Below are 19,313 nucleotides of genomic sequence, written 5' to 3'. Positions count from 1 at the left end.
GGCTGTCAGTGGCGTTTCAGATGAGCGGCGATCACATCAAGATCGTCGAATTCGGCAAGCATGGCGTCGAGCGCCTCGGTCAGAAGCGCCTGCGCGCTCACGCCCTGCATGGTGGCCGCAAGGCGCAGCTTGAGGTGGCGCTCGGGATCGAGCCGCAGGGTGAAGGCAGCGCGGCGTTCTGCGGCCTTGCTGGCAACGCGGGGTGCGCGGGGCGCAGGAATGGGCGCGGCAACGGGTGCAACGGGGGGCGCGGCGACGGGTAGGGGAGCTTCGGGCACATAGCCTTCAGCGCCGTCCGCCTCGTCTTCGTGGTATTCGGCTTCGGCCTCGGCCTCGAAGGCGGCATAGTCGAAGGAATCATCTTCGCCCGCGTCATCGAACGCCCCTTCGAAACCTTCGTCGAAGGCCTCTTCGGTTTCGTCTTCCGGGCCGGTCATCACCGCATCGGCGAGCACGCGCTCTTCAAGGCGGCGCTGCTGGCGGCGGACGATAGGATTGTGGGGCGCGGCAGCTTCGGGGCCGACGACAGCGGCGCTGATCGGCACGATCTGCGCGCCCGATTCGTCGCCCATATCGTTCCAGCCGAGATCCTCGAGCTTGTCCTCGGGCAGGGCTGCAACTTCGGCCTCGTCAACCACGAGCGGAGCGATTTGCGGACGCATCGCGGGCTTGGCGCCGCCCTTGCGTGCCAAGAGAGTGGGGCCGAGCGAGGCAAAACCGGATTCGGACATCGCCCTGGTTCCCTGTCTTCGCGCTTACTGGGCCACCCGGCGACCGAAGCCGCCAGCCGGACGCGGCACGCCGCCCATCTGCTGGGCCGCGCCATTGGCGGGGGCAGGGGCAAACACGGTGCGACGGAAATTCTTTTCGAGCCGGTCGGCGATATAGCGCCACAGCGCGCCGATCTCGGCCGCCGAGCGGCCTTCGGGATCGACTTCCATCACCGTGCGGCCATCGATCATCGAGGCGGCGAAATCGGTGCGGTGGTGCAGGGTGATCGGCGCGACAGTGCCGTGCTGCGAGAGCGCGACGGCGGCTTCCGAGGTGATCTTGGCCTTGGGGGTGGCGGCGTTGACGACGAACACCAGCGGCTTGCCGGCGCGTTCGCACAGGTCAACCGTGGCGCCCACGGCGCGCAGATCGTGCGGGGAAGGACGGGTCGGCACCACGATCAGCTCGGCCACCGAAATCACCGACTGGATCGCCATGGTGATCGCGGGCGGAGTGTCGATCACCGCCAGCTTGAAGCCCTGCTGACGCAGCACCTGAAGATCGTTTGCGAGACGTGCGACCGTGGTCTGGGCGAAAGCGGGATATTCCGCCTCGCGCTCGTTCCACCAGTCCGCGAGCGACCCTTGCGGATCGATGTCGATCAGCACGACCGGTCCGGCGCCTGCGCGCTGGGCCTGGACGGCCAGATGCCCGGACAAGGTGGTCTTGCCCGATCCGCCTTTCTGCGATGCCAAAGCGAGTACACGCAACGCCTGGGTCCCCCTGGATTAAGACCGCTTGGGCCCGCCCTATTGCGACCCCGACCAGCGGCTGGATGGGAACGGGATCGCAGGACACCCCTAATTTTGGGTTAACGCCTTGCGCTTTAAGCGATTGCGGGGCGGTGCGATGGTAGGCTTGCGGCTGCCCGCAGCAGCGCGTGATGCGCAACAAGGATTTGCTAACCCTATTGTGATTAAGAAAGCGCAACGAAACCCTCACAGGATGACGCGAGGCGAGCAATGGCTGGAATGATCGCAGGAACGGGTACGCGCGCTGCAATGGCGTTTGCGCTGATGGCACTGGCAGCAACGCCGGTGCTGGCCGATGTGAAAGCCGGGGTCGATGCCTGGACCGCAGGCGACTATGCCCGCGCCGTCACCGAATGGCAGGGCCCCGCCGCCGAGGGCGATGCCGATGCGCTGTTCAATCTCGCGCAGGCCTATCGCCTGGGTCGCGGGGTCGAGGCCAGCAACGAACGCGCGCGTGCGCTCTACGAGAAGGCGGCCGAGCGCGGCCATGTGAAGGCGGCCGACAATTTCGGGCTGATGCTGTTTCAGGAAGGCGAGCAGGACAAGGCCATGCCGCTGATTCGCGCCGCCGCCGAGCGCGGCGATCCGCGCGCGCAATATGTGCTGGGCCTGTCGCACTTCAACGCCGATTACGCCCCGCGTGACTGGGTGCGCGCCTATGCGCTGATGACTCTGGCGCAGAGCCAGGGCCTGCCGCAGGCGCAGGACGCGATTGCGCAGATGGACCGCTATGTCCCGATGGTGCAGCGCCAGCAGGCGCAGTCGCTCGCCCGCCAGCTTGAAGAGCAGGCCAAGGCGCAGCGCAGCACCATGCTGGCCGCCGCCGAACTGGGGAGCGATGGTGCCTCGTCTTCCATGCCCGCAGCCGCCGCTCCCGCGCCCGTGGCGCCGAAGCCGCGTGCCGCAGTGCTGGCATCCGCAGCGCCTGCACCTGCGTCTGTGCCCGTGACCGCGAATGGCCCGGTACGGGTCAGCAGCCGCGCGCCCGCCGCCGCGATTGCCACAGCGCCTGCGCCTGCGCCTGCGCCCCGGCCTGTTGCAGCGCCCGCGCCCGCTCCTGCTCCCGCGCCCGTCATGGTTGCGGCTGCCCCCAAACCTGCGCCCCGGCCCGTCGCCGTTGCACCTGCCCCCGCTCCGGCCCCGCGCATGGGCGGCAGCTGGCGCGTGCAGCTCGGCGCTTTCGGGGTCGCGGCCAATGCCGAACGCCTGTGGGGCCAGCTCGCCGGCAATCCGGCGCTCGCGGGCACCCGCAAGACCCTGATCCCGAGCGGCAAGGTTACCCGCCTGCTCGCCACCGGCTTTGCCAGCGAGGCCGAAGCCAGCCGCGCCTGCGCGAGCCTCAAGCAGCAGGGGCAGGCCTGCCTCGTGGCCGGACAAGGCTGAGCCGCCGACACCGCTCGACCAGCGTCCCTTCCCAAACCCTTGCGATTTGCTAAGTTCTCCCGACCAACAGGCCGGGGGATCAGCCATGGATGATGCAGTGACGCTGCGCGATGCGCAGGACTTCGACGGGGCAGATGCGCCCGCGGCCATCGCTCCGGTCAGCACGGCCGAGCGCATCGATACGCTCGATTTCATCCGCGGGCTGGCCGTCATGGGCATCCTTGCGGCCAATATCGTCGCCTTCGGACAGCCGTTCGAGGCCTATATGTATCCCACCGCCTTCCTCACCGATCCGGGCGATCCGGGCGGGTGGATGTGGATCGCGCAGTTCATCCTGATCGACGGCAAGATGCGCGGGCTGTTCACCGTGCTGTTCGGCGCGGGCATGTATCTGTTCATGGAGAAGGCCTGGGCGCGGGGTGCCACCCGCAAGCTGCAAGCCTGGCGCCTCGCGATCCTGATGGGCTTCGGGATGGTGCACTTCTTCTTCATCTGGCCCGGCGACATCCTGTTCTACTACGCGCTGTTCGGCTTCCTTGTGTTGCCCTGCATGAAGTGGGCGGTGAAGACGCAATTGCGGGTCGGGATCGCGGGCTACATCCTCGGCGCAGTGCTGATCGGCGGATCGCTGACCATGCCCTTCCTGATTGCCGAAACGCCCTTCGGCACATCCAGCCCGCAGCTCGCCAAGGAGCGCGCCAATATGCTCGCGAGTGTCGACACCATGATCGCGCACGGCGAGGTGCCCAATGCCGCGATTGCCGCGGGCGATTACGGCACGCTGGTCGCCTACCGCTTCACCGAGCAGTGGTACGAGCCGCTCGCCAATGCGCTGCTGTTCGGGTTCGAGACCTTCCCGCTGATGCTGATCGGCATGGCGCTCTACCGCATGGGGTTCTTCAGCGGCGGGGTGGCGCGCGGCAAGCTGCTGGGCTGGGGCTGGGCCGGGATGATGGCAGGCGGGCTGGCGCATCTGGCGATCGGGCTGCTGGTGCAGTCCTATGGCTTCAGCTTCTGGTCAACGCAGGCCGCCTTCGTTGCGTGGAGCACGCTGCCGCGCCTCGCAATGGTGCTGGGCCTCGCCGCGCTGCTGGTCGCCTATGCCCCGGGCGCGACCGGCTGGCTGGGCGAGCGCATCCGCGCCGCGGGCCGGGCGGCCTTCACGAACTATCTCGGCACATCGGTGGTGATGATGTTCATCTTTCACGGCTGGGCGCTGGGCCTCTTCGGAGAACTCAATCGCCCGCAGCTCTACATCGTGGTGGTGAGCACTTGGGTGCTGATGCTGGCGTGGAGCAAGCCGTGGCTGGAGCGCTACCGCTATGGCCCGCTGGAGTGGCTGTGGCGTTGCCTCACGTATCGGTCTCTCTTTCCCCTGAAGAAGTAGGGAACTAGCGCAAGGCTTCCCGACGCAGAGCGGTTCCGGCGGGCGTTTTTGTTTCCCGCAGCGCCTCCGCGCTGCGAAATCCTCGCTCATGCTAGCTGCGCCAGCGTCGCTGCGGGCGCGCGTTCGCGCTTGCGGCCCGTCCGTTGGCGGGCCGATGCAGCGCCCCAGAGCATCGCTTGCGTGTACCGCTGGTTCGGCGGGCGAAGCCTCGCCGCAAGGCCGAACGGCCGCCCGCAGCGACGCGCCCGCAGGGCGTGTGAGCGAGGATCTCGCACGCCGGAGGGCGTGCGGACACAAAAAACTCCCGGCCCGCGCCCGGCGCTTGAGGCGCAAACAAAAAACATTGTAACTGAGAATAATTCGCATATCTTGGTTCCTGCAAACGCTTCGCAGGAAAGATTCGCACGCCCATGTACATCTGCATCTGCAATGCCATTCGTGAGACTGATTTGCGGAAAGCCGCGCTGACCTGCGATGGCGACGCTGAAGCGACCTATGCCTGCATGGGCAAGCGCCCCAATTGCGGCCAATGCCTTGGAGAAGCGCAGGAAATCATCGATGCCGAGCGCGCGGCGGCATCCTGCGAGGTATTCGCAGTATAAGCGCCTTTAAACGCGATTGCGAACGGCTCGCAACGCGCTGATTCATAAAGAAAAATTCTCGATTATCCTTGCGGACAGGGCTGGTGGGCGTCTATCTATGGCGCAACGCCGCAACCGGCTTTGACAATTCCCAAGGAGCTTTCCCATGAAGGGCGACCAGAAGGTCATCGACTATCTCAACCAGGCGCTCACCAACGAGCTGACCGCGATCAACCAGTACTGGCTGCACTTCCGCGTGCTCGACAACTGGGGCCTCAAGAAGCTGGCCGCCTACGAGCGCAAGGAATCGATCGAGGAGATGGAGCACGCCGACAAGCTGGCCGAGCGCATCCTCTTCCTCGAAGCGCTCCCCAACTTCCAGGCGATCCACAAGCTCAAGGTCGGCGAGAATGTCGAGGAGGTGCTGCGCGCCGATCTCGCGCTCGAACACGAGGCGATCCCGCTGCTGCGCGATGCGATCGAGCATTGCGAGAGCGTGCGCGACTATGTCAGCCGCGATCTCTTCGCCTACATCCTCAAGAACGAGGAGGAGCATGTCGACTTCCTCGAAACCCAGTTCGAGCAGATCGAGCGCATGGGCCTTCACAATTACTGCCAGTTGCAAAGCGCCGCCGCTGGCGATAGCTGAGCTGCAAGGCAAGAATTGCCGGATAGGGGGGCAGGGCCAGGCGAGGCTCTGTCCCCTTTTCGTTTGCGCGCTCTATTCCGTCGCCGGAGGTGCCCCGCGGGCCGCCAGCCGGGTTTCGAGCAGGAAGAACGCCAGTCCCGTCACCAGCAGCACCATCGTCAGCACCCATAGCCCGGCGATCACCGTGCCGATCTGCGCGGTGATATAGGCCGAGATGAACAAGAGCCCGATCACGAGGCTGATGATCACGGCGGCTGCGGTGGAGAAGAAGATCCCGCCCTGCGCCAGCTTGCGCCGCCGCATCAGCCAGCCCAGCTCGCGCACCTGTTTGGGCGTGCGCTGGTCCTCTATCTTCTCGTCGATGTTCTCGATCCGCTGCGAGATCCAGATCATGCGGCTCATCACCACATTCATGATCGCCCCGATGCCCGAGAGCAGGAAGGCGGGGGCAAGCGAAAGCTGCACCACCTGCTGCACGCGCGGGGTGGAGGCGGTGCGCTCGATGATCTCGACAGCGAAGGGGGTGTGTGCCTGAGCGGCAGCGGCGGAAAGAATGTCCAGCAGCAGCATCGCGGCTACTCCTTGGCGTAGGGGTTCTTGTTGGCCTTCAGCGTCACGCGCACCGGCACGGCGTCAAAGCCGAGCTTGGCGCGGATGCCGTTCACCAGATAGCGCTCGTAGCTCTTGGGCAATTCGTCGAGGCGGGTGCCGAAGATCACGAAGCGCGGCGGGCGCGTTCCCGCCTGGGTGATGTAGCGCAGCTTGATGCGCTTGCCGCCGGGCGCGGGCGGCGGGTTGGCCTCCAGCGCATCGTCGAACCAGCGATTGAGCGCCGAAGTCGGCACGCGCTTCGACCATGCCTTGCGCAGTTCGAAGGCGCCCGAGAGCATCTGGTCCAGCCCCTTGCCGGTCTTGGCGGAGACGGCGAACAGCGGCAGCCCGCGCACCTGTGCAAGGCCGTCATCGAGCGCGGCGCGGATGCCGTTGAACAGCTTGCTCGCGTCCTCGGCCACGTCCCACTTGTTGATCGCGATCATCAGCGCGCGGCCCTCTTCGAGCACCAGCGAAGCGATTTTCAGATCCTGATGTTCAAGGCCCTGCGTCGCATCGAGCAGCAGCACCACGACTTCGGCAAAATCCACCGCGCGGCGGGCATCGGCCACGGAAAGCTTTTCGAGCTTCTCGGTGACGTTCTTCTTCTTGCGCATCCCCGCCGTGTCGATCAGGCGGATCTCGCGGGCGCTGTCCTCGTCGGGGCCGGCCTTGGGATCGTGCCACACCCAGTCGATCGCAATCGAATCGCGGGTGATCCCGGCTTCGGGGCCGGTCAGCAGGCGGTCTTCGCCGAGCAGACGGTTGATGAGGGTGGACTTGCCCGCATTGGGCCGCCCGACGATGGCGAGTTTCAATGGGCCCTGCGGGCGATCATCCTCGTCCATCGCGGCGATCTCGGCGCGCTCCGCGTCGTTCGCCTCTTCCCATCCTTCCGACTTGGCGCCGATGATCGGCCACAGCCCGCCGAACAGATCGGCAATGCCTTCGCCATGCTCGGCCGACATGGCGAGCGGCTCGCCAAGGCCCAGCGCATAGGCTTCCATCGCGCCGGCCTCGCCGCCCTTGCCTTCGGCCTTGTTGGCGACGACCACGACGGGGACTTCCTGTTCGCGCAGGTAGCGGGCGATTTCCTCGTCCAGCGGGGTGAGGCCCGCGCGCGCGTCGATCACGAACACGGCCGCGTCCGCACCCGCAAGGCTCGCCTCGGTCTGCTTGCGCATCCGGCCAGGGAGGCTGAGTTCGTCCTCGTCCTCCCACCCGGCGGTGTCGACAATCGTGAAGTGCAATCCCGCGATCACGGCATCGCCCATCCGGCGGTCGCGCGTCACGCCGGGCTGATCGTCCACGAGGGCGAGTTTCTTGCCCACCAGCCGGTTGAACAGCGTGGACTTGCCGACATTGGGACGGCCGATGATGACGACTTCGGGCTTCTTGGGGAGGGACATATCCCGCGCCAATTGGGCTTTATTGCCTCGTTTGGCAAGTTCGGGCCGGAATCAGCCCAGCGCCTCAGGCTTTTCGGGCGACCGGCGGGTTCTCGCCCAAGTCCTCGAACCACGCCTCGACCGGGCCGGTGAGCTTGATTGTCAGCGGCTGGCCCTTGCGGTCCACGCTCTTGCCCGCCTGCACCCGCACCCAGCCTTCGGAGATCGAATATTCCTCGACATCGGTGCGCACCCGGTCCTTGAAACGGATGCCGATGCCGCGCTGGAGCTTCTCCGCATCGAAATGCGGGCTGCGCGGATTGACCGACAGGTGATCGGGCGGAACGTCCGAACCGGTGGCGGTGGGGGCGGAGTTGGGGGTTTCTTCGGTCATGGCGCGCGCCTTATCGGGGGTTTGCTCCAGCTTCAAGCGTGTTGCGCTTGCCCTTTTGGGCGAGCGGGGATAAGGGCTCCCGCTAATACGCGCGGGGGGCCTTGCTTCCCGCGCGGCTTCGTTCGGGCATGCGGGCGTGGCGAAATTGGTAGACGCGCCAGATTTAGGTTCTGGTATCGCAAGATGTGGGGGTTCGAGTCCCTTCGCCCGCACCAATTCGCCGCTCGGATTGTCCGGCATCTCGGATTTCTCATCAAGAAGGCTTCAGACCAGTTCTTATGCACACCAAGCAGACTGCCAACGAAGGGCTCAAGCGCGCCTACCTGATCACGATCCCGGCGGGCGATCTTGCAGCCAAGATCGATTCCGAGATCAAGAAGATCGCCCCGCAGGTGCGGATGCCCGGCTTCCGTCCCGGCAAGGTTCCGGCCAATCTCGTCAAGAAGATGCACGGCGAGGCCCTGCACGCGCAGGTGGTGAACGACACGATCCGCGAATCGGTCGACCAGCTGGTGCGCGATGAAGCGCTGCGTCCGGCGATGCAGCCGGAAGTCGGCCTCAACGACGATTACGAGCAGGGCAAGGACGCGCAGATCTCGGTCAGCCTCGAAGTGCTGCCCGCCATCGATGCGCCGGGAATCGACGGCCTCAAGCTCGAGCGTCTGGTGGTCCCCGTGACCGACGCCCAGATCGACGAGGCGCTGGCCGGCATCGCTGGCTCGAACAAGAGCTACAAGGACGCCCCCAAGACCAAGAAGGCGGCCGAGGGCGACCAGCTGATCATCGATTTCGTCGGCAAGCTCGACGGCGTCGAATTCGACGGCGGCAAGGCTGAAGACGCGGCGCTGGTGATCGGTTCGGGCACCTTCATTCCGGGCTTCGAAGAACAGCTCGTCGGCGTGAAGACCGGTGCGGAAACCACCATCACCGTCACCTTCCCCGAAGCCTATCAGGCCGCGCATCTCGCCGGCAAGGAAGCGACCTTCGACATCACCGTGAAGGCGGTGAAGATCGAAACCGAAACCGTGGTCGATGAAGATTTCGCCAAGAGCCTCGGCCTCGACAGCCTCGACAAGCTCAAGGAAATCATGAAGGCGCAGCTGGAACAGCAGACCGCCGGCCTCACCCGCACCCAGATGAAGCGCCAGCTGCTCGATCAGCTGGCCGCGGGCCACAGCTTCGAAGTCCCGGCCACCATGGTCGAGGCCGAATTCGCCCAGATCTGGCAGCAGCTCCAGCAGGAAGCCTCGCGTGACGAGGATCCGGCGGGCGCGCTCAAGCAGATCCAGGACGAAAAGGACGAATATCGCGGCATCGCCGAGCGCCGCGTGCGTCTGGGCCTGCTGCTCTCGGAAATCGGCCAGGCCAATGGCGTGGAAGTGACCGGTCAGGAAATGTCGATGCTGATCCAGCAGGCCGCGATGCAGTATCGCACCGAGGATCGCGAGCGTTTCGTGCAGTTCATCCAGTCCGATCCGATGGCCGCCGCCCAGCTGCGCGCCCCGCTCTATGAAGACAAGGTCGTCGACTTCCTGTTCGACAAGGCCGAAGTCACCGAGCGTGAAGTGACCGTGGAAGAGCTTCAGGCCGCGATCGAAGCCGAAGAAGGTGCCGCACCGGCTCCGGCCAAGAAGGCGCCTGCCAAGAAGAAGGCCCCGGCCAAGAAGGCCGAAGAAGCCCCTGCTGCCGAGGAAAAGCCGGCTGCCAAGAAGGCTCCGGCCAAGAAGGCGCCTGCGAAGAAGGAAGCGGCTGCGGCTGAAGAAAAGCCCGCCGCCAAGAAGGCCCCGGCCAAGAAGGCCGCTGCCAAGAAGTGATCAGGTGACCGGCGGGGTGATTACTCCGCCGGACGCCACGGACGGAATGTGGGCGCGGGCAGCTTGGCTGTCCGCGCTTTTTCGTAGGCAGCGCCCGCCTTCAGCACGGCGTGATCGTCCCACTTGGCGCCCATGATGCTGAGGCCCACCGGCAGGCCCTCGATTGCGCCCATCGGCACGGTGAGGTGCGGATAGCCCGCAATCGCGGACGGACTGCCGAAGCCGACCGAGCCGCCGAAATTGTCGCCGTTCACCAGATCGGTGGTCCATGCCGGGCCGCGCGTGGGGGCAATCAGGAACTGCACCTTGTTGTCGGCCAGCAGCTTGTCGAGCGTTTCGGCCCCCGCGATCCGCACCGCATTGGCGCGCGCCTTTTCATAAGCCGCGCGGTCGGTGGTGCTTTCAGCCAGGGTGAAGAGCTCCTGCCCGAACCAGCGCAGCTCCTCCTTCGCATGGGCAGTGTTGAAGGCAATGATGTCGGCCAGGCTGCGCGGCGTCGTGCCCTCCTTGAAGGCGGGGATCGAGACGAGATACTTGCCCAGCTCCTCGCGCAGTTCGAACATCAGCACGGTGAAGCTGTCGCCATACATCGCGTTGTTGGGATCGAAGTCGATCTCCACAATCTCCGCGCCCGCGCGCTGGAGATCGGCGACGGCGGTGTTGAAGATCGCCTTCAGATCATCGCGGCTGCCCAATTGCTTGCGCATCACCCCGATCCGCACGCCCTTCAGCGAATAGGTATCGAGCCCGGCGGTGTAATCCTTCACTCGCTTGGCGCCGAGCGTGGCGGCATCGGCCTTGTCCTCGCCGGCGATGGCGGTGAGCAGCAGCGCGGCATCATGGACCGTGCGGGTCATCGGCCCGGCGGTGTCCTGCGTGCTCGAAATCGGAACGACATGCGTGCGGCTGACGATGCCGACGCTGGGCTTGAAGCCGACGATCCCGTTGGTCGAGGCCGGGCAGGTGATCGAGCCATTGGTCTCGGTGCCGATCGCGGCCCAGGCAAAGCCCGCCGCCACCGCCGCACCGCTGCCCGAGGAGGAGCCGCAGGTGTTGCGGTCGATCGCGTAAGGATTGCGGGTGAGGCCGCCCACCGCGCTCCACCCGCTGGTCGATCCGTCGGAGCGGATATTGGCCCATTCGGAAAGGTTGGTCTTGCCCAGCACCACGCCGCCATTCTTGCGCAGGTAGGCGATCAGCGGCGCGTCGCGTCCGGTGGCATTGTCCTTGAGGGCAAGGCTGCCGGCGGTGGTGGGGAATTCGGCGGTTTCGATATTGTCCTTCACCAGCACTGTGCGGCCCCGCAGCGGACCGATGCCCGCCTGCTGGCGCGCCTTGACGGCGGCGGCGGGATCATAGTCGATCACGGCATTCAGGCGCGGGCCATTATCGTCCAATGCCTGGATGCGCAGGATATATTCGTCCACCGCCAGCAATTCGCTCATCGCCTCGCGATCCGTGGGAGCGTCTGCGGCGGCAGGTGCAGGCGCGGCTTGCGCGAGGGCCGCAGCCGAGGTGGTGGCAAGGGCGAGGGCGAGCGCGGGCCGCGCGAGGGCAAGGATGGTCATGACCCGCAGGTTTGCCTGCTTTGCGCAGCGATGCAAGCCTCGGCTGAGGCAGGTGTAACCCGCAATTCACAGGCGACACGGTAAACGCCCTTGAAATTGCCCCCATGCCTCCGACATAGCCTGTCTGGAACTTACGAAGGACACGCAAATCCCATGATCGATCTGTTCGGCAACGCTGGCGATACTTACGGCACCCAGGGGCAATTCACCCGCGATCCGCTCACCGGCGCGCTGGTGCCTGTGGTGGTCGAGCAGACCAGCCGGGGCGAACGCTCCTTCGACATTTTCAGCCGCCTGCTGCGCGAACGCATCGTCTTCGTCACCGGACAGGTGGAAGACGGGATGGCCTCGCTGATCGTCGCCCAGCTGCTGTTTCTCGAAAGCGAGAATCCCAGCAAGCCGATTTCGATGTACATCAACTCGCCCGGCGGGGTGGTGACGGCCGGTCTCGCGATCTTCGACACCATGCAATATATCAAGCCGCGCGTGTCGACCGTGTGCATCGGGCAGGCCGCTTCGATGGGCAGCTTCCTGCTCGCCGCGGGTGAGCCGGGCATGCGCATCGCGCTCCCCAATGCGCGGATCATGATCCACCAGCCTTCGGGCGGTGCGCGCGGGATGGCGTCCGACATTGAGATTCAGGCGCGCGAGATCCTGCGCATCCGCAGCCGCATGAACGATCTCTACGTCAAGTTCACCGGCCGCAGCCTCGACGAGATCGAAAAGGCGATGGACCGCGACACCTTCCTCGAAGCCGAGGAAGCCAAGGCCTTCGGTCTGGTGGACAAGGTGTTCGAAACCCGCCCCGACATCGAAGAGAATTCGGGCGAGGACGGCTCGGGCGGCGCTCCTGATTAAGGGCTTCTCCCCGCAGCTGCCCCGCGGCGGGACAGGCCCCCGATCACCGGGCTTTTTCGGGCATATCCGGGCATCCCGCTCCGCTCCGGAGGCATTAAAACGCGCACCCCATGTTGATTCATCTGGTGCCATAGATACATTTATCGAATCCGCTTGTGCGCTAGCCATGCTATTGCGCGCGGAGTCGAGGACACAGGAATGACCAAATTGAGCGGATCCGACAGCAAGAGCACCCTCTATTGCAGCTTCTGCGGCAAGTCGCAGCACGAGGTGCGCAAGCTTATCGCCGGCCCCACGGTGTTCATCTGCGATGAATGCGTCGAGCTGTGCAACGACATCATCCGCGAGGAAACCAAGGCAGGGATCGCCGGCAAGAAGGAAGGCGAGATCCCCACGCCGATGGATATCTTCACCACCCTGAACGATTACGTGATCGGTCAGGACCGGGCGAAGCGCGTCCTCTCGGTCGCGGTGCACAACCACTACAAGCGGCTGAAGCACTCGGGCAAGGCGGGCGATGTTGAACTCGCCAAGTCGAACATCCTGCTCGTCGGCCCCACCGGTAGCGGCAAGACCCTGCTGGCGCAGACGCTGGCGCGCACCTTCGACGTGCCCTTCACCATGGCCGATGCCACCACGCTGACCGAAGCGGGCTACGTGGGCGAGGACGTCGAAAACATCATCCTCAAGCTGCTCCAGGCCTCCGACTACAATGTCGAGAAGGCCCAGCACGGGATCGTCTATATCGACGAGATCGACAAGATCACCCGCAAGGCCGAAAACCCCTCGATCACCCGCGACGTGTCGGGCGAGGGCGTGCAGCAGGCGCTGCTCAAGCTGATGGAAGGCACCACCGCCAGCGTGCCGCCGCAGGGCGGGCGCAAGCATCCGCAGCAGGAATTCCTGCAGGTCGACACGACGAACATCCTGTTCATCTGCGGCGGGGCTTTTGCCGGTCTCGACAAGATCATCGCTGACCGCTTGCAGAAGCGCTCGATCGGCTTCGGCGCGCATGTCGCTGATCCGGACAAGCGCCGCGTCGGCGAACTGCTCGAAAAGTCCGAGCCGGAGGATCTCCTCAAGTTCGGCCTCATCCCCGAATTCGTCGGCCGTCTGCCGGTGATCGCCACGCTGCACGATCTCGACGTGCCGGCGCTGGTGACGATCCTGCAGGAGCCCAAGAACGCGCTGGTGAAGCAGTATCGCAAGCTGTTCGAGCTGGAGGATGTGGAGCTGACCTTCACCCCCGACGCGCTGCAGGCGATTGCCGAGCGAGCGATCAAGCGCAAGACCGGCGCGCGCGGGCTGCGCTCGATTGTCGAGGGCCTGCTGCTCGATACGATGTTCGATCTGCCCGACATGGAAGGCGTGACCGAAATCGTGATCGACGCCGATGTGGTCGCCGGCAAGAAGGAACCGGTCCGCGTGATCGGCAGCGCCGAGAAGAAGGAAGAAGCGGCGTAGGGACGGTCTGGGGGAAGCCCCAAGGTCAGCCCTCTTCGTCCCTACCCATCCCTCTGGGACGGGGAGGGACTTGGCGGCTCTTCGTCTCTCCCCGTCCTGCAAGGATGGGGAGGTGGCAGCTCGCAGGGCTGACGGAGGGGTCAATCAGGCCTCTCCCGCGATGATCCCCCTGCACAGCCGCACGATCGCCTCGGCCGCACCCGTCGGATCGCCCAGCACGGCGCTGGCGGGGATGTGCTCGACCCTGAGGCCTTGCTCGCCCAGCCACGCATCGCGCGCGCGATCGCGCTGCGGGAGCGCGCCCATGTCATGCGCGATCCCGTCGATCTCGAAGCCGCACTTGGCCGCCGCGCAGTAGAAATCGAGCACATAGCGCCCGACCGGATGCTGGCGGCGGAACTTGAGCCCGCCCGCCTTGCCGCGCAGCTCGCGCCACAGCAGGCCTTCGGGGAGGCTCGGACTTTGTCGCTGGGCACGCGCGGCGGGGTAATTGTGGTCGCTCTTGCGCATTTCACCCCTCCGTCACGCGTCATGCGGCGCGCGCCACCTCCCCATCCCGTCGGGACGGTGAGGGACTAAGTGTTTCAGACAAATACCAGAAAGTCCCTCCCCGTTGCAACGCAAGGGGGAGGTGGCAGCCCGCAGGGCTGACGGAGGGGTATCTTCTTGCCGCCTTACCCCTCCGACCGCGCTGACGCGCGGCCACCTCCCCATCCCTCCGTGACGGGGAGGGACTGCCCCCTTCCACGAAAAAACCCCGCCCGGCCCTGGAGGAAGGCCGGACGGGGTCGCTAGCAGCGCCGCCCCTTGGAGGGGATGGGGGAGACAGAGCGGCGCTAGAGCGGTTTCCATTCATTCCGGCTCATATCCGCAAGATTTGAAGTAATTGGCGCATTCGGCAGGCTGGAAGATGTCGACGAGCCGGCCGATCAAGTCCCACAACCCGCTGACGGTTCGCTCACCCGCCTTGCGGAGCATGGCTTTGAGCCGGGAGAATGCCTTCTCGATAGGGTTGAAGTCCGGGCTGTATGGCGGGAGGAAGCGCAGCGTTGCACCGGCCGCTTCGATCCTTTCCTTCACTGCCGCCCGTTTGTGGCTCGAGAGGTTGTCCATGATGACCACGTCACCGGGTTGCAACTCGGGCACCAGAACCTGCGCCACATAGGCTTCGAACCAGTCGCCGTTGATCGGCCCGTCCAGCACCATCGGCGCGACCATGCCGGTCATTCGCAGTCCCGCGACCAGCGTGGTGGTCTTGCGGTGGCCGTGCGGGAAGCCCATCCGCAGCCGCTCGCCCTTCGGGCAGCGGCCATGGCTGCGGGTCATGTTGGTGGCGGTCCACGTCTCGTCGATGAAGACGAGGCGTTCGGGTTCGAGATCGATCTGGCCGTCGAACCAATGCTGCCGTTGCCTCAGGACGTCGGGACGGTCCTGCTCGATCGCGTGGCCGGTCTTTTTTTGCGCGTGATCCCGTGACGCACGAAGAAGCGATGCACCGTGCCGATACCGACCAGGGCCCCACGCTCGATCAGCCGCGCCTGAACCTCGACCAGGGTCATGTCGCCTTGCTCGGCGATCAGCTCCCGAATGAAGCCGCCGTGCGCTTCGATCTTGCCTGAATGCCGGTCACCGCCGCGCGGCTTGGCAACGGCCCGGCCATGCTCAAGCGCTCTTCGCCGCCAGCGGATCGCGCTCGACACGCTGACCCCAAAGCGCGCCGCCGCCGCGTGGCAGCTCAGGCCGCCATCAATCGCTGCAACGACCCTGTCCCGAAGATCCTGTGAAAGCGTTCGTGCCATCCGTGCTGGCCTCCTGCCACCAGCAGGAAGTCTGAATCACAACGGCGCCGCGAAGGGAATCCCTGACGAATCAGATCGTGTGGAAACCGCTCTAAAGAGGTCGATCAGGCGGGCAGGAACACGCCGTCGGTCACGTGGATCACGCCGTTCGAGGTCGCGACGTCGGCTGTGGTCACGGCGGTGGTGCCGCCCTTGGCGTCGGTGATCACGATCTTGTCGCCCGAAAGGCGCGCGGTCAGGGTCTGGCCGGCCACCGTGGTCAGCTTGGCAGCGCCGCCGCTCTTCTTGATCAGCGCGACCAGATCGGCGCTGGTCACCTTGCCCACCACCGCGTGGTAGGTGAGGATCGTGGTCAGCAGGCCCTTGTTCTCCGGCTTCACCAGCGTGGCGACCGTGCCAGCGGGGAGCTTGGCAAAGGCGGTGTCGGTCGGCGCGAAGACGGTGAAGGGGCCGGGACTCGATAGGGTGTCGACAAGGCCGGCGGCCTTCACGGCGGCGACCAGCGTGGTGTGGACGCCGGTGCTGACAGCGGTTTCAACGATATTCGGGGTGGCAGCAGCGTGGTGGCCGTGCTGGTGCGCGAGTGCGGGCAGGGCGGCAAATCCGGTGGCAGCGGCAAGCGCGGCGGCGGCGAGGGCGGTGAGAGTGGTCTTGGGGTTCATCGGGGGTCTCCTTGGGGGTTACGTCACGCATGCAAGCCCTCCCGCTTGCATGAGACGTTACGGATTCCTCGCCGGAGCGGATGCAGACAAAATGCTAATGCGGATGAATTGCCGTTTTTACGCGCCGAGGCGCGCGCGGGTCAGACAGGCGTAAAGGCGCCCTTGGCCACCACCGGCCCCGCGTCCACGCCTTCCGGCTTGCCGCCAATCGGCTCGCGGGTGAGCACCAGGCTCGCGCCGTCACCCATCTTGGCGGTGGCAGCAGCGGGGAGGACCATCTTGCGCACTTCGCCGGGAGCCACCACGCCCAGTGATTGCAGCGGCGAGCCATCGGCGGGCACCAGCCACAATTCGTGATCATGCACCCCGTCTGCCTTCAGCCCGATGGCGGCGACCAGCATCTGCTCGCTTTCGGGGATGTAGGTGACATCGAGCCGCAGGCCCGCATCGCCGACCGGCACGGTGGCGACCATCGGCGCCGCAGCCGCTGCGATTTGCGAAGGCGCGGTGCCGGGCGCGCTCACCGGCGAATTGCCCGGCGCAAAGGCCAGCAGCGCCAGCGCCACGGCGGCGGCAGCCGAGTTGATCCCCGCGGCCCATTGCCAGCGCCGCAGCCGGGTCTGAAGCGCGATCACCTCGCCCGCAGCAGCCGCGCTCGCCAGCGGCACGGCGACAGCGCCCCCGGTGCCGAGCCTTGCGGCAATTCCGTCCCACACGTGATCGCCCGGTTCCGCCGCGTCCGCCATGTCGTCGGTCCAGGGGGCAAACCAGTTGTCCCACCATTCCTTGCGCCATGCGAAGGCAGGATCGGAAGCATATTTCCCGCGTGCGGCGAGCAGTTCCTCGCCTTCGAGCAGGCCCAGCGCCCATTCGGCGGCGATCACCGGATCGTCGCGGGTCACATCATCCTCGGGGGTGGAGTTTTCGAGGCCGCTCATACCGCCTCGCTCGCTTCAAGGCAGGCGCGCAGGCGTTGCAGCCCGCGGCGGATCCAGCTCTTCATCGTGCCGAGCGGCACGCCCGCTTGCTCCGCCAGTTGGGCATAGGTCTTGCCGTCGAAAAAGGCGGCGCGGATGTGGGTCTGCGTGCGCGCGTCGAGCCCGGCGATGCACTTGTGGATCTGCGCGGCCTGTTCGGCATCGACCAGCAGTGCATCGGCTAGCGGGCTTTCATCAGGCAAGGGTGCCGCTTCCTCGATCCCGACCGCCCCGCCACGCACCTTGCCGGTGCGCAGGCGATCAATCGCGCGGTTGCGGGCGAACGTCGCCAGCCACGAAATCGGGCTTGCCCGCGCGGGATCATAGCGGTCTGCCCGCTGCCACAAATTGACATAGACGTCCTGCAAGGCGTCCTCGGCTTCCTTCCTGTCGCCCAAGATACGCAGGCAGATGCCGAACAGCTTCACCCGCGTCATGCGATAGATCACTTCGAGCGCAGCCTGATCGCCCGCAGCGAGCCGCGCCATCGCCTCGCGCAGGGCGTCGCGCGCGTCATCCGGGGTGGTGCTGGGCAGGGCGGCCATCAGCAGCTTGCCCCGCAATGCGTATCGCCGCTCTCGATCTGGATGGTCGCATGATGCACGCCAAAGCGGGTGCGCAGGCCTTCGGTGACCGAGTGCAGAAAGGCGTCGGAGGCGGGGCGCTGCGGCATCACCAGATGGGCGGTCAATGCGGTTTCGGTGGTCGACATCGGCCAGACATGGAGATCATGGACCGCCGCCACGCCTTCGAGGCCAGCGAGATGGCGGCGCACCTCGGCAAGCTCGATCCCCGGCGGGGCGGCCAGCAGGCTCATCGCCACGCTATCGCGCGCAAGGCCCCATGTGCCCCATGCGATCACTGCGACGATGGCAAGGCTCACCGCCGCGTCGATCCAGACAAGGCCGGTGAGCAGGATCGCGAGGCCCGCCAGCACCACGCCCACCGATACCAGCGCATCGGCGGCCATGTGCAGATAGGCTCCGCGGATATTGAGATCGCTCTGGCCGCGCATGAACAGCATGGCCGTCAACGCGTTGATCACGATCCCGATCCCGGCCACCGCCATCATCGCGCTTGGCTGGGGGGCCTGCGGCTCGGTCAACCGGTGGAGGGTCTCGAACAAAATCGCCCCGATCGCGATGGCGAGCAGCAGGGCATTGGCGAGCGCTGCAAGGATGGTCGAGGACTTGTAGCCATAGGTGAAGCGGCCTGTCGCGGGTCGCTTGGCGGCGATGCTGGCGATCCATGCCAGCGCCAGCGCCAGCACGTCGGACAGGTTGTGCCCGGCGTCTGCCACCAGCGCCATCGATCCATAGAGGAACCCGGCCACCGCCTCGATCGCCACGAAACCGGTGTTGAGCGCGATGCCGATGGCAAAGGCGCGGCCGAAATCGGCGGGGGCGTGGTGGTGGTGCCCGTGCGAATGGCCGTGCGAGTGCGCGTGATCATGCCCATGATCATGGCCGTGATGGTGGTGATGGGCGTGCGCGTGAGCCATGGCTGCGTCAGTTGTAGACGCAAGCATCGAGCCCGTCACGCCTGACGATCCCGATCCGCCGCTCGATGCGGTTGCCGTGGCGCGCGAGCCACCCGCCCGGGCCCTTCACCGCGCGCTTCTTGGGGCTGGGGAGAGCGGCGGCCATCCGGCTTGCCTCATCGCGGCTCATACGCGCTGCGGAGTGATCGAAATAGCGCTGCGCTCCGGCCTCGGCGCCATAGGTGCCGATCCCGGTTTCGGCGACATTGAGATAGACTTCCATGATCCGCCGCTTGCCCCACACGAGCTCGATCCAGAAGGTGAACCACGCCTCGAAGGCCTTGCGGACATAGCCGCCGCCCTGCCACAGGAAGACGTTCTTGGCGGTCTGCTGGCTGATCGATGATCCGCCGCGGATCTTGCCGCCTTCCATGTTGGCACGCATCGCCTGCTCGATCGCTTCGGTGTCGAAGCCGGAGTGCTCGCAGAAGCGCTGATCTTCGGATGCGATCACTGCGGAGACCAGATTGCGGTCGATGTTTTCGAGGCTCTCCCAATCCTTGGTGATGCCGTTCTCGTCCATCAGCATGGTCGCGGTGACGGGGACAGGGAGCCACTTGAAGGCCACCACCAGCACCACCGTCAACCCGACGAAACCGGCGATGGCCTTGGCGACATATGTGGCGATGGTTTTGACCATGTCGGGGGCCTTAGCGCAGCAAAGCGCGGCGGGGAAGCATCGGTGCTTGCGCCGGTGGTGCGGGCGCGGCAAGCTGGCCGCAAGCCAATGGGGAG

General features: G+C 65.8%; 20 protein-coding genes and 1 tRNA gene. 8 read left to right on the top strand and 13 right to left on the bottom strand.

The features are described 5' to 3' along the window. Window positions 1-5: 5 nt before the first annotated feature. Window positions 6-731, bottom strand: a complete 726-nt coding sequence (locus RSE14_RS07000) for a toxin-antitoxin system HicB family antitoxin (RefSeq protein WP_324076597.1) — start codon at window positions 729-731, stop codon at window positions 6-8. Between the two features lie 24 nt (window positions 732-755). Next, window positions 756-1,481: an AAA family ATPase gene (locus RSE14_RS06995; protein WP_324076596.1), complete on the bottom strand. Its 726-nt coding sequence runs from the start codon at window positions 1,479-1,481 to the stop codon at window positions 756-758. 252 nt (window positions 1,482-1,733) lie between these two features. Here RSE14_RS06995 and RSE14_RS06990 point away from each other — a divergent pair, with 252 nt between their 5' ends. From RSE14_RS06990 to bfr, 4 genes are all read left to right on the top strand, one after another. Then, window positions 1,734-2,906, top strand: coding sequence for an SPOR domain-containing protein (locus tag RSE14_RS06990; protein ID WP_324076595.1), 1,173 nt, complete (start codon window positions 1,734-1,736; stop codon window positions 2,904-2,906). 85 nt (window positions 2,907-2,991) lie between these two features. Beyond that, window positions 2,992-4,293, top strand: coding sequence for a DUF418 domain-containing protein (locus tag RSE14_RS06985; RefSeq protein WP_324076594.1), 1,302 nt, complete (start codon window positions 2,992-2,994; stop codon window positions 4,291-4,293). A gap of 410 nt (window positions 4,294-4,703) precedes the next feature. Then, window positions 4,704-4,895: a (2Fe-2S)-binding protein gene (locus RSE14_RS06980; RefSeq protein ID WP_324076592.1), complete on the top strand. Its 192-nt coding sequence runs from the start codon at window positions 4,704-4,706 to the stop codon at window positions 4,893-4,895. A 145-nt stretch (window positions 4,896-5,040) separates the two neighbouring features. Then, window positions 5,041-5,523, top strand: coding sequence for a bacterioferritin (gene bfr / locus RSE14_RS06975; RefSeq protein WP_324076590.1), 483 nt, complete (start codon window positions 5,041-5,043; stop codon window positions 5,521-5,523). A 72-nt stretch (window positions 5,524-5,595) separates the two neighbouring features. Here the strand turns inward: bfr and RSE14_RS06970 are convergent, their stop codons facing one another. From RSE14_RS06970 to RSE14_RS06960, 3 genes are all read right to left on the bottom strand, one after another. Continuing rightward, entirely contained in the window at window positions 5,596-6,093 is a 498-nt protein-coding gene (locus tag RSE14_RS06970) for a DUF2721 domain-containing protein (protein WP_324076588.1), read from the bottom strand. Between the two features lie 5 nt (window positions 6,094-6,098). Next, complete coding sequence (gene der / locus RSE14_RS06965) at window positions 6,099-7,523, bottom strand: ribosome biogenesis GTPase Der (RefSeq protein ID WP_324076587.1); 1,425 nt, start codon at window positions 7,521-7,523, stop codon at window positions 6,099-6,101. Window positions 7,524-7,587: 64 nt separating this feature from the next. Continuing rightward, window positions 7,588-7,896, bottom strand: a complete 309-nt coding sequence (locus RSE14_RS06960; protein WP_324076586.1) for a DUF3297 family protein — start codon at window positions 7,894-7,896, stop codon at window positions 7,588-7,590. 130 nt (window positions 7,897-8,026) lie between these two features. On the opposite strand from RSE14_RS06960, the gene RSE14_RS06955 reads away from it, so the two are divergent. Together RSE14_RS06955 and tig are read left to right on the top strand one after the other, a co-directional pair. Further along, window positions 8,027-8,111 (top strand) — tRNA-Leu (locus RSE14_RS06955). Between the two features lie 63 nt (window positions 8,112-8,174). Further along, window positions 8,175-9,710: a trigger factor gene (gene tig, locus RSE14_RS06950; protein ID WP_324076585.1), complete on the top strand. Its 1,536-nt coding sequence runs from the start codon at window positions 8,175-8,177 to the stop codon at window positions 9,708-9,710. Between the two features lie 20 nt (window positions 9,711-9,730). On the opposite strand, the gene RSE14_RS06945 is transcribed toward tig, so the two are convergent. Next, window positions 9,731-11,278 carry an amidase gene (locus RSE14_RS06945; RefSeq protein ID WP_324076584.1) on the bottom strand — a complete coding sequence of 516 codons (1,548 nt, stop codon included), beginning with the start codon at window positions 11,276-11,278 and terminating at the stop codon, window positions 9,731-9,733. Between the two features lie 153 nt (window positions 11,279-11,431). Here RSE14_RS06945 and RSE14_RS06940 point away from each other — a divergent pair, with 153 nt between their 5' ends. Further along, on the top strand, window positions 11,432-12,136 hold the full coding sequence (locus tag RSE14_RS06940) for an ATP-dependent Clp protease proteolytic subunit (RefSeq protein ID WP_324076581.1): 705 nt from the start codon (window positions 11,432-11,434) through the stop codon (window positions 12,134-12,136). A gap of 198 nt (window positions 12,137-12,334) precedes the next feature. Further along, entirely contained in the window at window positions 12,335-13,600 is a 1,266-nt protein-coding gene (gene clpX, locus RSE14_RS06935) for an ATP-dependent Clp protease ATP-binding subunit ClpX (RefSeq protein WP_324076579.1), read from the top strand. A 144-nt stretch (window positions 13,601-13,744) separates the two neighbouring features. Here clpX and RSE14_RS06930 read toward each other — a convergent pair whose 3' ends face one another. The 7 genes from RSE14_RS06930 to mtgA all read right to left on the bottom strand — a co-directional run bounded on the left by RSE14_RS06930 (window position 13,745) and on the right by mtgA (window position 19,218). Continuing rightward, window positions 13,745-14,110: an endonuclease domain-containing protein gene (locus tag RSE14_RS06930; RefSeq protein WP_324076576.1), complete on the bottom strand. Its 366-nt coding sequence runs from the start codon at window positions 14,108-14,110 to the stop codon at window positions 13,745-13,747. Window positions 14,111-14,452: 342 nt separating this feature from the next. Next, a protein-coding gene (locus RSE14_RS06925; protein ID WP_324072659.1) for an IS630 family transposase occupies window positions 14,453-15,399 on the bottom strand; the annotation gives its coding sequence in 2 pieces (ribosomal slippage) (window positions 14,453-15,063 and window positions 15,063-15,399; 948 coding nt in all). 104 nt (window positions 15,400-15,503) lie between these two features. Beyond that, complete coding sequence (locus RSE14_RS06920; RefSeq protein WP_324076575.1) at window positions 15,504-16,061, bottom strand: fasciclin domain-containing protein; 558 nt, start codon at window positions 16,059-16,061, stop codon at window positions 15,504-15,506. Between the two features lie 140 nt (window positions 16,062-16,201). After that, window positions 16,202-16,999: an anti-sigma factor gene (locus RSE14_RS06915; protein ID WP_324076573.1), complete on the bottom strand. Its 798-nt coding sequence runs from the start codon at window positions 16,997-16,999 to the stop codon at window positions 16,202-16,204. Then, the gene (locus RSE14_RS06910; protein ID WP_324076571.1) at window positions 16,996-17,583 is read right to left on the bottom strand and encodes a sigma-70 family RNA polymerase sigma factor; all 588 of its coding nucleotides are present in this window, start codon (window positions 17,581-17,583) and stop codon (window positions 16,996-16,998) included. Before RSE14_RS06910 ends, RSE14_RS06915 begins: the two co-directional genes overlap by 4 nt. Continuing rightward, the gene (locus RSE14_RS06905) at window positions 17,583-18,539 is read right to left on the bottom strand and encodes a cation diffusion facilitator family transporter (protein ID WP_324076569.1); all 957 of its coding nucleotides are present in this window, start codon (window positions 18,537-18,539) and stop codon (window positions 17,583-17,585) included. The genes RSE14_RS06910 and RSE14_RS06905 overlap by 1 nt, the downstream gene beginning before the upstream one ends. A 7-nt stretch (window positions 18,540-18,546) precedes the next feature. Further along, the gene (gene mtgA / locus RSE14_RS06900) at window positions 18,547-19,218 is read right to left on the bottom strand and encodes a monofunctional biosynthetic peptidoglycan transglycosylase (protein WP_324076567.1); all 672 of its coding nucleotides are present in this window, start codon (window positions 19,216-19,218) and stop codon (window positions 18,547-18,549) included. Window positions 19,219-19,313 lie beyond the last annotated feature (95 nt).

The organism is Erythrobacter sp. (assembly GCF_035194505.1).
Lineage (GTDB): Bacteria > Pseudomonadota > Alphaproteobacteria > Sphingomonadales > Sphingomonadaceae > Erythrobacter.
This window is presented reverse-complemented; position numbering and strand designations above follow the sequence as displayed.